This is a genomic window from Isoptericola halotolerans, assembly GCF_045689585.1.
Lineage (GTDB): Bacteria > Actinomycetota > Actinomycetes > Actinomycetales > Cellulomonadaceae > Isoptericola > Isoptericola halotolerans_B.
Window position 1 is genome coordinate 3,692,239 of the sequence record NZ_CP140108.1, and the last position, 12,525, is coordinate 3,704,763.

At 72.7% G+C, this 12,525-nt stretch carries 12 protein-coding genes, 2 tRNA genes and 1 pseudogene; 8 read left to right on the forward strand and 7 right to left on the reverse strand.

Annotation, left to right across the window (positions count from 1 at the left end; all coding sequences use genetic code 11):
* Positions 1-624, reverse strand: coding sequence for a helix-turn-helix domain-containing protein (locus tag UQW22_RS17360; RefSeq protein ID WP_407318418.1), 624 nt, complete (start codon positions 622-624; stop codon positions 1-3).
* A 65-nt stretch (positions 625-689) separates the two neighbouring features.
* Between UQW22_RS17360 and UQW22_RS17365 the strand changes: the two genes are divergently transcribed.
* Complete coding sequence (locus UQW22_RS17365) at positions 690-1,646, forward strand: NAD(P)/FAD-dependent oxidoreductase (protein WP_407318420.1); 957 nt, start codon at positions 690-692, stop codon at positions 1,644-1,646.
* 55 nt (positions 1,647-1,701) lie between these two features.
* Here the strand turns inward: UQW22_RS17365 and UQW22_RS17370 are convergent, their stop codons facing one another.
* Both UQW22_RS17370 and UQW22_RS17375 read right to left on the reverse strand, forming a co-directional pair.
* Entirely contained in the window at positions 1,702-2,115 is a 414-nt protein-coding gene (locus tag UQW22_RS17370; RefSeq protein WP_407318422.1) for a DUF4190 domain-containing protein, read from the reverse strand.
* Between the two features lie 51 nt (positions 2,116-2,166).
* Entirely contained in the window at positions 2,167-3,171 is a 1,005-nt protein-coding gene (locus UQW22_RS17375) for a cation diffusion facilitator family transporter (RefSeq protein ID WP_407318424.1), read from the reverse strand.
* Positions 3,172-3,334: 163 nt separating this feature from the next.
* Here UQW22_RS17375 and UQW22_RS17380 point away from each other — a divergent pair, with 163 nt between their 5' ends.
* The gene (locus UQW22_RS17380) at positions 3,335-3,697 is read left to right on the forward strand and encodes a YidH family protein (protein WP_407318425.1); all 363 of its coding nucleotides are present in this window, start codon (positions 3,335-3,337) and stop codon (positions 3,695-3,697) included.
* The gene (locus UQW22_RS17385) at positions 3,694-4,020 is read left to right on the forward strand and encodes a DUF202 domain-containing protein (protein ID WP_407318426.1); all 327 of its coding nucleotides are present in this window, start codon (positions 3,694-3,696) and stop codon (positions 4,018-4,020) included. The genes UQW22_RS17380 and UQW22_RS17385 overlap by 4 nt, the downstream gene beginning before the upstream one ends.
* Positions 4,021-4,056: 36 nt before the next feature.
* On the opposite strand, the gene UQW22_RS17390 is transcribed toward UQW22_RS17385, so the two are convergent.
* The 3 genes and pseudogenes from UQW22_RS17390 to UQW22_RS17400 form a co-directional block, all read right to left on the reverse strand.
* Entirely contained in the window at positions 4,057-6,792 is a 2,736-nt protein-coding gene (locus UQW22_RS17390; protein ID WP_407318428.1) for an alkyl sulfatase dimerization domain-containing protein, read from the reverse strand.
* A gap of 55 nt (positions 6,793-6,847) precedes the next feature.
* Positions 6,848-6,976, reverse strand: a pseudogene (locus tag UQW22_RS17395) (hypothetical protein); the annotation flags it as partial.
* A gap of 401 nt (positions 6,977-7,377) precedes the next feature.
* Positions 7,378-7,454: transfer RNA gene (locus tag UQW22_RS17400), tRNA-Pro, on the reverse strand.
* Positions 7,455-7,586: 132 nt separating this feature from the next.
* Between UQW22_RS17400 and UQW22_RS17405 the strand changes: the two genes are divergently transcribed.
* From UQW22_RS17405 to cysE, 4 genes are all read left to right on the forward strand, one after another.
* Positions 7,587-7,657: transfer RNA gene (locus UQW22_RS17405), tRNA-Gly, on the forward strand.
* Positions 7,658-7,846: 189 nt separating this feature from the next.
* Positions 7,847-8,866: a lytic polysaccharide monooxygenase gene (locus tag UQW22_RS17410; RefSeq protein ID WP_407318429.1), complete on the forward strand. Its 1,020-nt coding sequence runs from the start codon at positions 7,847-7,849 to the stop codon at positions 8,864-8,866.
* Between the two features lie 485 nt (positions 8,867-9,351).
* Positions 9,352-10,284 (forward strand): cysteine synthase A, encoded by a 933-nt coding sequence (gene cysK / locus UQW22_RS17415; RefSeq protein ID WP_407318430.1) that lies wholly within the window; start codon positions 9,352-9,354, stop codon positions 10,282-10,284.
* On the forward strand, positions 10,284-10,889 hold the full coding sequence (gene cysE, locus UQW22_RS17420; RefSeq protein ID WP_407318432.1) for a serine O-acetyltransferase: 606 nt from the start codon (positions 10,284-10,286) through the stop codon (positions 10,887-10,889). The genes cysK and cysE overlap by 1 nt, the downstream gene beginning before the upstream one ends.
* A 102-nt stretch (positions 10,890-10,991) precedes the next feature.
* On the opposite strand, the gene UQW22_RS17425 is transcribed toward cysE, so the two are convergent.
* Positions 10,992-11,501, reverse strand: a complete 510-nt coding sequence (locus UQW22_RS17425; RefSeq protein ID WP_407318433.1) for an MmcQ/YjbR family DNA-binding protein — start codon at positions 11,499-11,501, stop codon at positions 10,992-10,994.
* Between UQW22_RS17425 and UQW22_RS17430 the strand changes: the two genes are divergently transcribed.
* The gene (locus UQW22_RS17430) at positions 11,488-12,519 is read left to right on the forward strand and encodes an LLM class F420-dependent oxidoreductase (protein WP_407320848.1); all 1,032 of its coding nucleotides are present in this window, start codon (positions 11,488-11,490) and stop codon (positions 12,517-12,519) included. The two genes, UQW22_RS17425 and UQW22_RS17430, sit on opposite strands and share 14 nt — an antisense overlap.
* Positions 12,520-12,525: the final 6 nt, after the last annotated feature.

Below are 12,525 nucleotides of genomic sequence, written 5' to 3' on the forward strand. Positions count from 1 at the left end.
TCAGCCCTTCGCACGGGGCCGGACCCGCGTGTGCGCACGCTGGCCCTCCTTGCCGAACAGGCTGAGCAGCTCGACCGCGCCGTCGGCGGCGGGTCCGAACCAGTGCGGCACCCGGGTGTCGAACTCCGCGGCCTCACCCGGTCCCATGACGAGGTCGTGGTGCCCCAGGACCAGCCGGAGCCGGCCGCTCAGCACGTAGCACCACTCGTAGCCCTCGTGGGTACGCAGGTCGGGGGCGCCGGACCGGGCACCGGCCTCGATGATCAGCTTGTAGGCGCCGATCTCCGCGGCGCCGGGGGTCAGCGCGATAGAGGTGACCCCGTCGGCCGTCACCGGTTCCGGATGCACGCGCGGGTCACCCGTGGCGGGCGCGTCCACCAGGTCGTCGAGGGCGACCCCGTGAGCCCGCGCCAGCGGCAGCAGCAGCTCGAGGGAGGGCTTGCGCAGACCTGACTCGAGCCGCGACAGGGTGCTGACGGAGATGCCGGTCTGCGCGGCCAGCGTCACGAGGGTCACGCCGCGCTCGGCGCGCAGGGTCCGCAACCGCGGCCCGACGGTTCCGAGGGCCGCAGCGAGGTCGGTACCGGTCGGGCCGTGGTGGTCGTGATGGTCGTGGTGCGCCATGCCACCATGTTGCCATCCCGGCAACACCTCTTGCGCGGCAAGAGAACCATTCTCATGGTGGCCTGATGAACGACACTCTGGAGCAGACCTACGACGTGCTGGTGATCGGCGGAGGCCCCGCCGGACTCAGCGGCGCCCTCACCCTGGCGCGCGCCCGATGGCGCGTCGCCGTGATCGACGCGGGAGAGCCGCGCAACGCCCCGGCGGCGGGGATCCACGGACTCCTCGGTCACGACGGCGTGCCGCCCGCCGACCTCCTCGCGGCCGGGCGCGGCGAGGTGCGGGCAGCGGGCGGGCTCGTCGTCGAGGCACGGGCGGTGCAGATCGTGCGCGACGACGGCGGCACCCATCCGTTCGCGGTCACGCTCGACGACGGCCGGGTGGCCCGGGCACGCCGTCTGCTGGTCGCGACGGGACTCGTCGACGAGATCCCCGACGTGCCGGGTCTCGCGCCGCGCTGGGGACGCGACGTCCTCCACTGCCCGTTCTGCCACGGCTACGAGGTGCGTGACCAGCGCCTCGGTGTCCTGTCCACCGGTCCGCACGCCGTCCGGCAGGCGTCGCTCTTCAGCCAGTGGAGCGACCGGGTCACGCTGCTGACGCATACCTCACCGGGGCTCTCCGGCGACGACGCCGCCCGTCTGGCCGCGCGCGGGGTGCGCACCGTCGACGGGGGCGTACAGGAGGTCATCGTGCGCGACGACCGCCTCACCGGCGTCCTCCTCGACGACGGCACACCGGTGCCGCTGGACGCGCTCGTCGTGGCGACCATCCCGCGCGTTCGCGCCGACGTCGTGCGGCACCTCGGCCTCGAGGTCGCGCCGCACCCGTCCGGGCAGGGCGAGCACATCGTCGTCGACTCCGTCGGCCGCAGCTCGGTTCCCGGTGTGTGGGTCGTGGGCAACGCGACGAACCTGTCCGCCCAGGTCTCGACCGCGGCAGCGGAGGGCACCTGGGCCGCGGTCCAGATCACGGCCGAGCTCGTCGAGGCCGACACGGCGGCGCTCGTGGCCGCCGCCTGACGCACGACGGCCCGCCTCCGGCATCATGCCGGGGCGGGCCGTCGCGGGCGGCGGGTCAGCCGCAGGTGTAGGTGACACCGTTCTCGATGTGCGTGCCCGGTCCGAGGTCGTTGCACACCTCGAGGACGTGCGCCACACCGAGGCCGAGCGCGATCGAGCCGATGATGACGCCGACGAGCATGAGGCTGCTCACGATGATGCCCGCCACCGCGACGCCGTTCGACTGGCCGACCTTCTTCGACTTGCGCAGGCCGACGATGGACAGGATCAGCCCGACGAGCGAGAGCGGCCCCAGGAACCCGAGGACCAGGCCGACGATGCCCATCGTCTTGCCGGGGTTCTCGGCCGGGGGCTGACCGTAGGCGGGCGCGGGCGGACCCGCGGGGTAGGAACCCTGCGCACCGGCGGGGTGGGACCCGTCAGGGCCGGTCGACGGGTTCTGCGGGACGTTCGGGTCCGGCGTGGTCATGGTTCTCCAGGTGGAAGTCGGCCGAAAGTGGTCGAAGTCAGACGGCGACGATCATGCCAGAGGTGCGCCGTCGGGGCGAGGACCCGCACCGGGGGCCAGCGAGGGTTCCTCCGGGGTCGACACCGTGAAGACGGCACCGCTGATCGGGCCGACCCGCACCGCTGCCCGTTCGAGCTCGTCGAGCCGCCGGGCCACCGCCACCTCGTGCTCGTCGCCGAGCAGGTCGACGCTGGCCGTGAGGTAGAGGGACCGCGGGCCGACGAACTCCAGGCGCAGGTAGGTGACGCGCTCCACCTGCGGCAGCGACACCAGGTGGCGCAGCACGGCGTCGCGCGTGGCGGGCTGGGCCACCTCGCCGACCAGGAACCGCCGGTTGCGGTCGACCAGGACGACGGACACGATCGCGAGCAGCACGCCGATGGCGATGGACCCGATCGCGTCCGGCACGGCGGACCCGGTGAGCTGATGGGCGAGGATCCCGGCGAACGCGACGGCCAGGCCGACCAGCGCCGCGGCGTCCTCGGCCACCACCGCGCGCAACGTGGGGTCGGACGTGACCACGACGTGCCGCACGACGTCGCGTCGCGCCTCCCGCGCCTCGGCGCGGGCCTGCCGCCACGCCCGCACGAACGACACGCCCTCCAGCACGAAGGCCAGTGCCAGCACGCCGTAGGCGATGCCGAAGTCCTCCGCCGGCTGCGGGTCGAGCAGCTCCTGCACCCCGTGCGTGATCGATACGCCCGCCCCGACGGCGAAGAGCCCGATCGCGGCGAACATGGACCACACGTACGCCTCGCGACCGAACCCGACGGGGTGGTCGCGGTCGGCGGGCCGACGCGACCGCTTGTCCGCGACGAGCAGGAACACCTCGTTGCCGGTGTCGGCCCAGGAGTGCACCGCCTCCGCGAGCATCGACGCGGACCCGGTCAGCACGGCGGCGGCGGACTTGGCGAGGGCGACCAGCGCGTTGGCGGCGAACGCCACGACGACCGTGACCGTGCTCTCGGAGGACTCGTCGCGCCCGCTCGCCAGTCGGGCCGTGGTGTCGGTGCTCATGTGCGCCTCTCCGCTCGTCGCGCCCAAACTACGGTCCGCGGGCACCCGGCGCTCGGCGGACACCGCCGTCGCGCCGCACCGCCGCACCGCACCGCCGCGCCGTCCGGCTCGCCAGGTGCCAGGATGGCGGCGACGCATCGTGCGAGAGGAGACGGGTCGACCCATGGCCGCCGAACGCTTCCCCCGGTGGGTGTACTCCCGGGGCACCGAGCCCGACGCGCGGTTCTCCCTGGCCAACGAGCGCACGATCCTCGCCTGGGTGCGCACGTCGCTCGGGCTGCTCGCCGGGGGCACGGCGCTGGAGGCCCTCGACCTGCCGATGGAGCCGACCCTGCGGCTGGCCGCCGCGATCGTGCTGCTCGTCGCCGGATCGGCGGTCCCCGTGGTCGCCGCCGTCGAGTGGGCACGGACCGAACGGGCCATGCGCGAGGACGCCCCCCTGCCCGGCGCGATCACCGGGTTCGTGCTGGTGGTGACGGTGACCGTGGTCGGGATCCTGGCGCTGCTCGCCCTGCTGCTGCGATGACCGACCCGGCCGAGCGCGGTCTGGCCGCCGAGCGGACCGCCCTCGCCTGGCGGCGCACCCTGCTGTCGTTCATGGCGGCCGCCCTGGTGACCGTGCAGGTCTTCCCGGCCGTGCAGGGCTCGCGGTCGCTCGCCCTCGCCGTCGGCGTCCTGCTGGTGGCCACTCCCCCGCTGTGGTGGTTCACCCAGCAGCACGCGCGCCACACCGACGCCCACCTGCGGCAGGAGACGCCGCGGCTGCGGCACGGCCGACGCATCGCGCTGATCTGCGCGGGGACCTGTCTGCTCGGCCTCGGCGGCGTAGCGCTGGTCCTCGCGTTCTGACGTCCGCCGAGGTCGCGCAGGCAGGTCCCGAGAGGGTCAGGGCGTGACGATCGCGAAGTCCTTGTCGCCCGGTTCGAGCACGGCCACGAGGCGGCCGAGGACGGCAGGGTCGCCGGAGAGCTCGATGCCGACGGCGGCGAGCTTCTCCGGCGGCAGGCCCCCCATCGCGAGCACCGGCAGCGCCTGCTTCGACGCCGTCAGCGTCGCGTCCGCCTCGCCGCGCTGGGGCGCCGCGCTGTAGGTCAGCACGCCGTGGGCCAGCCGGAGCCGGTAGCGGTCGCCGGTGTCGGTGAGCACGACGTCGACCGTCAGCTTCTCGTCCCACGCCAGCGGACCGTTCACCTGGATCGCGAGGGCGTCGAACAGCATCTCCGGCGACAGGTTGGCGATGACGTCCGGCGCGTTGGTCTCCGTCGGGGTACCGAACTGCCCGTCCCGCAGCTCGGTGGCGCCGGACAGGAAGAAGTCGCGCCACGTGCCGTTCTCTGCACCGTAGCCGAGCTGCTCGTACGTGTCGGCGAGCAGCTCGCGGGCCGCGGCATGGTCGGGCTCGGCGAACACCACGTGGTTGACGAGCTCGGCCACCCAGCGGAAGTCCCCGGCGTCGTACGCCGCGCGTGCCGCCTCGACGACGGCGTCGGCGCCGCCCCCGAGCTCGACGTAGCGCTTCGCCCGCTCCACCGGCGGGTGCTCCCACAGGTGCGCCGGGTTGCCGTCGAACCAGCCGAGGTAGCGCTGATAGATGGCCTTGACGTTGTGGCTGACCGACCCGTAGTAGCCGCGTGCGTTCCACGCGTTCTCGAGTGCCGGCGGGAGCGTGATCTCCTCGGCGATCTCCGGACCGGTCAGGCCTTGGTTGAGCATCCGCAGCGTCTGGTCGTGCAGGTAGGCGTAGATGTCGCGCTGGTCCTGCAGGTACTTCACGACCCGCTCCCGACCCCAGGTGGGCCAGTGGTGCGAGGCGAACACGACCTCGACGTCCCCGAACAGGTCGATGGTCTCCGTGAGGTAGCGGGCCCAGGCGTGCGGGTCGCGCACCACGGCACCGCGCAGGGTGAGCAGGTTGTGCAGCGTGTGGGTGGCGTCCTCCGCCGCGCACAGCGCCTGGAAGTCGGGCAGGTAGATCAGCATCTCGGACGGCGCCTCGGTGCCGGGGGCCATCTGGAAGACCAGTCGGACGCCGTCGACGACTTCCTCGTGGCCCGTGGTCGAGATCGTGTCCGTCGGCGGGACCAACGAGACCTCGCCGACGGACAGCGTCTGCCCCAGGCCGGCACCGACCTGCCCCTGGGGCCCGCGCGCCAGCGCCGCCCCGTACATGTACCCAGCCCGCCGGTTCATCGCGACGCCCGCGTAGACGTTCTCCGAGACGGCGTGCTCGAGGAACCCCTCGGGAGCGAAGACACGCACCCGTCCGGCCTCGACGTCCTCGGGCGAGACGAACCCCTTGGTACCTCCGAAGTGGTCCGCGTGGGAGTGGGTGTAGACGACGGCCTTGACCGGGCGGTCGCCGCGGTGCTCGCGGTAGAGAGCGAGTGCCGCGGCACCGGTCTCGACGGAGAGCAGCGTGTCGATGACGACGACGCCCTCGTCGCCCTCGACGAACGTGGTGTTCGACAGATCCATACCGCGCACCTGGTAGATGCCGGGGACGACCTCGAACAGGCCGTCGATCGCGTTGAGCCGTGACTGGCGCCACAGGCTCGGGTTGACCGAGTCGGGCGCGTCGCCGTCGAGGTACGCATAGGTGTCGTTGTCCCACAGGACGGTGCCGTCGTCCGCCGTGACGGCGTTCGGCTGCCGACGGCCGATCAGCCCGCGGGTGGCGTCCTCGAAGTCCTGCGTGTCCGAGAACGGCAGGCTGTCCCGGACGGCCTGCTGCTGGTCGACGATGCTGGCTGCGGGGGGCTTGGACTCTGAGGCCATGGCCACACGATGGCACCGCGGGGGACGTTCCGCGCGGGGAGGAGGCACGTCGCCGCCGGGGTCGCCCTCGGTCGCAGCGCGTGCCCGACGGCGGCTCTCCACGAGGTCGTAGGCCTCGCGCACGGAGGTGAGGACGCCGCCGGCGTCGGAGAGGATCGCGCCGGTCAACCGGTCGGTCACCCCGCCGGTGTCGAGGCGACGGCGCAGGTCGTCCGGCACGCCGCAGAGGACCACCTCGACCCCCCGGGCGTGCCAGCGGTCGATGAGCCGGTCGAGCGACTTGAGGAACGTCGTCGACGGGATGCCCGCCGACCCCCGCAGCGAGACGACCAGCCCGGCGTCGTGCGTGCCTGCCGTGTGCGGCCACTCCTCCTCGAGCCGGTTGACCTCCGCGAAGAACCCGGTGCCGACGTAGTGCAGCACGGTCGTGCGACCGCTGGGCAGCGCCGTCGGCACCTCGGCGACGCGGAAGTCCGCGCCGTCGTCGGTGGGGACGAGCTCGACGATCCGCCCCCGACTCGCGACCTGCACGGCGAACAGCACGATCGACAGCCCGGCACCGACGAAGATCGCCTGCTGCAGAGGGATCTGGGTGGTCGCGGCGAAGGTCGCGATCATCGCCGCGGAGGAGAGCCTCGAGGTGCGCAGGACGAGTCGGACGTCAGCCACTCTGCCCGCGACGAGCTCGCCGCTGATGACGAGCAGCAGTCCACCGATGACCGCCATCGGGATCGCCCCCGCCGACGGGCCGAGCAGGAGCACCAGGACCACCAGCCAGGCGCCCGCGAAGACACCCGCCCACCGGGTCTGCGCCCCGCCGCTGGTGGCGACACCGGTGCGGGACAAACGACCCGCCCGTGGGCAGGGCGCCGAAGAAGCCGCCGGCGGCGTTCGCCAGCCCCTGGGCGGTGAAGTCCTTCGAGATGTCCGTGCGGGAGCCGTCCGGGTTCGGCACGGCGGCCCCGATGCCGGCTGCCTGGGCGAGGGCGACGAGGGCGATCGCGAGGCTGCCGGTCACGAGCGCAGGCATCGCCGCCAGGTCAGGCAGCGTGAAAGGTGGCAGCGACCTGGGGCCGGAGGACGCCGAGGCGCATCATCCAGGCGCCCACCAGCAGGGTCATCGTGGCGACGGCGTCCACGGGAGGCGACAGACTCGTCCGCGGCGTCCGTCTCGTCGCTCACGCGCTGGCCTCCGGTCGCTCGGCGTCTGCACCGAGCAGCCTGCCTCAGCAGGCACGGGACCGCGACCGGGACCGTGCCGGCGAGCCAGCCGTTGTGCCCGCCGATGTCGACGAGACGCGCGAAGACCTCGTCGATCGGCGCCTGGACCAGGCGCTCGAGCTCGAACTCGACGGGCCGCACACCACCAGCATCCTCGCCGGCCCGTGCCACCACAAGAGGCGGTCCGTCCCGTGCAGACCGCCCGGACCCTGGTCGGGGTGACAGGATTTGAACCTGCGACCCTCTGCTCCCAAAGCAGATGCGCTACCAAGCTGCGCCACACCCCGAGGTACCTGTCCGCCCGAGGACGGCAGGCCCGGCGCAAGTGTAGTGCCCCGGAGCATGCCACGACCTTTGCTAGGCTGGCGCCCGCGTTCCGACGCATGCGGCACCCACCGGTGCGGCGCCGTCGGGCACGTGCGGGCGTAGCTTAATGGTAAAGCCTCAGTCTTCCAAACTGATGACGCGGGTTCGATTCCCGTCGCCCGCTCCCCTTGTCGAAGCCCAGGTCCGCGTCGCGCCGGCCTGGGTTTCTCCGTCTCCGGGTACGAGCGCCTGCTGTGACCTCCCGCGCCACCTAAACGGTTCGAGCCGTGGCCTCCAGTGCCCTCCCGTGTCCTCATGACATCTGTCCGGGCCGCTGCACGGCGGCCGCCGCACGAGCACCAGGAGGACATCGATGTCCCGCACAACCCGATGGCGCAAGGCGGCGATGCCTGCCACGGCCGCCCTCGTCGCACCCTTCGCATTCGTGGCCGTCGCCACGGTGGGCGCGAGCTCGGCCACCGCTCACGGGTCGGTCACCGACCCACCGACCCGCAACTACGGCTGTCTCGAGCGGTGGGGTGACGACCACCTCAACCCGGAGATGGCCGAGGCGGACCCCATGTGCTGGGGAGCCTGGCAGGCCGAGCCGGCCGCCATGTGGAACTGGAACGGCCTCTACCACGAGGGCATCAACCACCGGCACGAGGAGCTCATCCCCGACGGGCAGCTCTGCTCCGGCGGGCAGACCGAGGGCGGCCGGTACGACTACCTCGACACGCCCGGCGGCTGGTACGCCACGGGCGTGGACCACCAGTTCACGCTGACCCTGACCGACGGCGCCAACCACGGCGCCGACTACCTGCAGATCTACGTCTCCAAGCCCAGCTTCGACCCCACCACCGAGCGGCTCGGCTGGGACGACCTCGACCTGCTCCAGGTGACCGACTCCTACCCGACCACCTCGCAGTACCAGGCCGAGGTGGACCTGACCGGCTACGACGGTCGCGCCGTGCTCTACACCGTGTGGCAGGTGAGCCACGCCGACCAGCCGTACTACCTGTGCTCCGACATCAACATCGGCGGCGAGGACATCGTCGGCGACGGTCCCGCCGACGGTGAGGACCCCGGCGACGGTGAAGACCCCGGTGACGGGACCAGGGGCGAGTGCACGGCCGAGGTGACCGTCACCAACGCCTGGTCCGGCGGCTACCAGGCCGACGTGACGGTGACCGCCGGTGACGCGGCGATCGACGGCTGGGACGTCGTCGTCGACGGAGCGACGATCACCCAGGCATGGAACGGGTCGGTGTCCGGCGGCACCGTCTCGAACGTCGGGTGGAACGGCAGCCTCGCGGCCGGCACGTCGACCTCGTTCGGCTTCCTCGGCGACGGTGACCCCGCCGCGCTGTCCACGGAGTGCTCGGCAACCTGACCCTCCGCTTCCGCGCCGGCCCCGGCCCGAAGACGGCCGGGGCCGGCGTGCGCGTCCATCGAGGCCGTCGACTCATCGATGTTCTCGATCAGTGAGACTGGCCTTGTCGATCTGTCGGGCCATGGATAGGCTCGGCGCCGCAGGGCACGTTAGCCCTGCACGAGAGCCGATGCACGCGGCGCACGCCGCTCACGAGGGAGGAACGCACGATGCCCACCGCGCTCCCCCGCACGGCTCTCGCGGCAGCCTCCCGTCCGCGCACGTCGACGTGCTCGCCGGCCTGCGCCGCCCCCATGACGGCCTGCCGCTGTCGGTAGAGCGTCCACGCCACGCCTGACCCCGACCTGACGGGCCGCGGCGACCGTGCGACGCTCGCAGTGCACCGCTTCTCACGGTTGCCCGCACCAGGGGCCCCGCCCCGACCGGTGCCGCACCCCCGCTCTCACCAGCCAGCCTCACCGCTACCCACGGAGGAACAACCGCTCATGGTCATCTACGACGACGCGACGAAGCTCATCGGCCGGACCCCGCTGGTCCGCATCAATCGCCTCACCGAGGGCTCCGCGGCGACGGTCGTCGCCAAGCTCGAGTTCTACAACCCCGCGAGCTCGGTCAAGGACCGCATCGGCGTCTCGATCATCGACGCCGCCGAGGCGTCCGGCGACCTCAAGCCCGGCGGCACCATCGTCGAGGGCACGTCGGGCAACACCGGGATCGCCCTGGCCTTCGTCGGCGCGGCCCGCGGCTACAACGTGGTGCTCGCCATGCCCGAGACCATGTCGAAGGAGCGGCGCGCGCTGCTGCGCGCCTACGGGGCCGAGCTGGTGCTCACGCCCGGCGCGGAGGGCATGAAGGGCGCGGTCGCCGCCGCCGAGAAGATCGCCGCCGAGCGGGAGGGCGCCGTCTTGGCCCGCCAGTTCGCCAACGAGGCCAACCCGAAGATCCACCGCGAGACCACCGCCGAGGAGATCTGGGCCGACACCGACGGCGGCGTCGACATCGTCGTCGCGGGCATCGGCACGGGCGGGACCATCACCGGTGTGGGCCAGGTGCTCAAGGAGCGCAAGCCCGAGGTGCAGATCGTCGCCGTCGAGCCCGAGGAGTCCCCGATCCTCAACGGCGGTGCGCCGGGACCGCACAAGATCCAGGGCATCGGCGCGAACTTCGTCCCGGAGATCCTCGACACCGACGTCTACGACGAGGTCCTCGACATCAACGCCGAGACCGCCGTCGAGTGGGCCAAGCGCGCCGCGAAGGAGGAGGGCCTGCTCGTGGGCATCTCCTCGGGCGCTGCGCTCGCCGCTGCCGCCCAGGTCGCCGCGCGCCCGGAGAACGCCGGCAAGACGATCGTCGTCATCATCCCGAGCTTCGGTGAGCGCTACCTGTCCACCATCCTGTTCTCCGACCTGCTCGACTGATGGCAGACTCCTCGGCGCGCGCGCTCCTGCGCCTCCTGCGGGAGGACGCAGAGGTCGCGCGCGCCCAGGACCCGGCCGCGTCCTCGCTCGCCGCGGTCGTCCTGACGTACCCGGGCGTCCACGCCGTGTGGCACTACCGCATCGCGCACTCCCTGTGGCAGCAGCCGGCCCTGCGACTGCTCGCCCGCATCCTGTCGCTCGTCTCGCGGCTTCTCACGGGCATCGAGATCCACCCCGGCGCACGCATCGGCCGGAGGCTCTTCATCGACCACGGGATGGGCGTCGTCATCGGCGCGACCGCCGAGGTCGGGGACGACTGCCTGCTCTTCCACGGCGTGACGCTCGGCGGCCGCTCCATGAACCCCGGCAAGCGGCACCCGACCCTCGGTGACCGGGTGATGGTCGGGTCCGGTGCCAAGGTGCTCGGTCCCCTCTGGATCGGTCACGACGCCAAGATCGGCGCCAACGCCGTGGTGACGCGGGACGTGCCCGCGTCCGCCGTCGCGGTGGGCGTCCCGGCACGCCTGCGCACGCCTCCGGCGCGGCGACCGTCCAACGGGCAGACCTTCGAGGACCCCTCACAGCTCATCGAGTACGTCATCTGATTGCGATTCGGCAACGGAGCCACCCAGCCCTTGCCCGGTGTGGCCCACGCCACTAGAAAGGAGGGCGGTGCGGTGCAATGGGGCACCGCACCACTGAGGCCGTCACGAGGCCCGGTGGTCCTCCGCCACGCCCCGCGGCGCCCTGGCCAACCAGGCGTCCTCCACGGTCTCGGCGAGCGTGCCATCGCCGACCGCGTCGAGCCGCATCAGCACGGCGGCGTACCCGTCCAGGTGCGGGATGGTGAAGTGCGTGCCGCGGTGGGCCGCCAGCACCGCCTCCTTCTCCCCCAGGTCCTCGACGGCGGCCGCGAGGATCGGTCCGCCCGGCACCGGGTCGTCCCCGGACCTCCGCAGGTCCGCCTGCGTGAAGGGCCGCTCCCAGACGAACTGCCTGCCGGCGACCTGCCACACCCGCCAGCCGCGCGAGGTGCCCTCAGCGGCCCCCGGGAGGGCGAGCGCCAGGCGTGCGACGTCGTCGTAGGGGGCATCTGCCCAGGATCCGGGACGCCGTCCGTCGACGCCACCTCGGCTAGGGTGGGCGATATCCGGGACCGGACGTCCCAGGTACCACGACTCGACGAGGAGACCCATGACCACGCTGCGCATCGGCATCCAGACCGGCTACTGGTCCCGCAAGCCGCCGGCAGGCATCGTGGAGGCCCTGCAGCAGGCCGAGGCCGCCGGCCTCGACTCCGTCTGGACCGCCGAGGCCTACGGGTCGGACGCCTTCACGCCGCTCGCCTGGTGGGGGTCGCACACCTCGCGCCTGCGGCTCGGCACCGGGATCGCGCAGATGGCCGCCCGCACGCCCACGGCCACCGCGATGCAGGCGCTGACCCTGGACCACCTCTCCGGCGGTCGGTTCGTGCTCGGCCTCGGTGCCTCGGGCCCGCAGGTGGTCGAGGGCTGGTACGGCCAGCCGTACCGCCGGCCCCTGGCCCGCACCCGCGAGTACGTCGACATCGTGCGCCAGGTGATCGCCCGCGAGCGCCCCGTGACGTTCGACGGCGAGTTCTACCGCCTGCCGCTGCCGGGCGACACCCTCGGGGCGACCGGCCTGGGCAAGGCCCTCAAGCCGACGGTGCACCCCGTCCGGCCGGAGGTCCCGATCGTCCTCGCGGCGCAGGGTCCGAAGAACGTGGCGCTGGCGGCCGAGATCGCCGACGGCTGGATGGCGGGTTTCTACGCGCCCCGCACGGACGCCGAGCACCGGGAGCTGCTGGCCGAGGGCTTCGCGCGCCGGGCCGACGAACGCTCCCGCCGCGAGGACTTCGAGGTCGTGGCGACCGTGCCCGTCGTGGTGCGCGACGACGTCGAGTCGGCGGCCGACGTCGTGCGTCCGCACATCGCGCTGTACGCGGGCGGCATGGGTGCCAAGGAGGCGAACTTCCACAAGGCCTCGCTCGACCGCCTCGGCTACGGCGAGGTCACCGACGAGGTCCAGCGGCTCTACCTCGAGGGCCGCAAGGACGACGCCGCCCGCGCGGTGCCGACCGAGCTCGTCGAGGAGATCGCGCTCGTGGGCCCGGCGGCGAAGGTCCGCGCCGACCTCGCCCGGTGGGAGGACACCGCGCTGACGACGCTGCTGGTGCAGGGTGACGCCGCTTCCGCGGCCGCGCTGCTCGGCTGACGACGG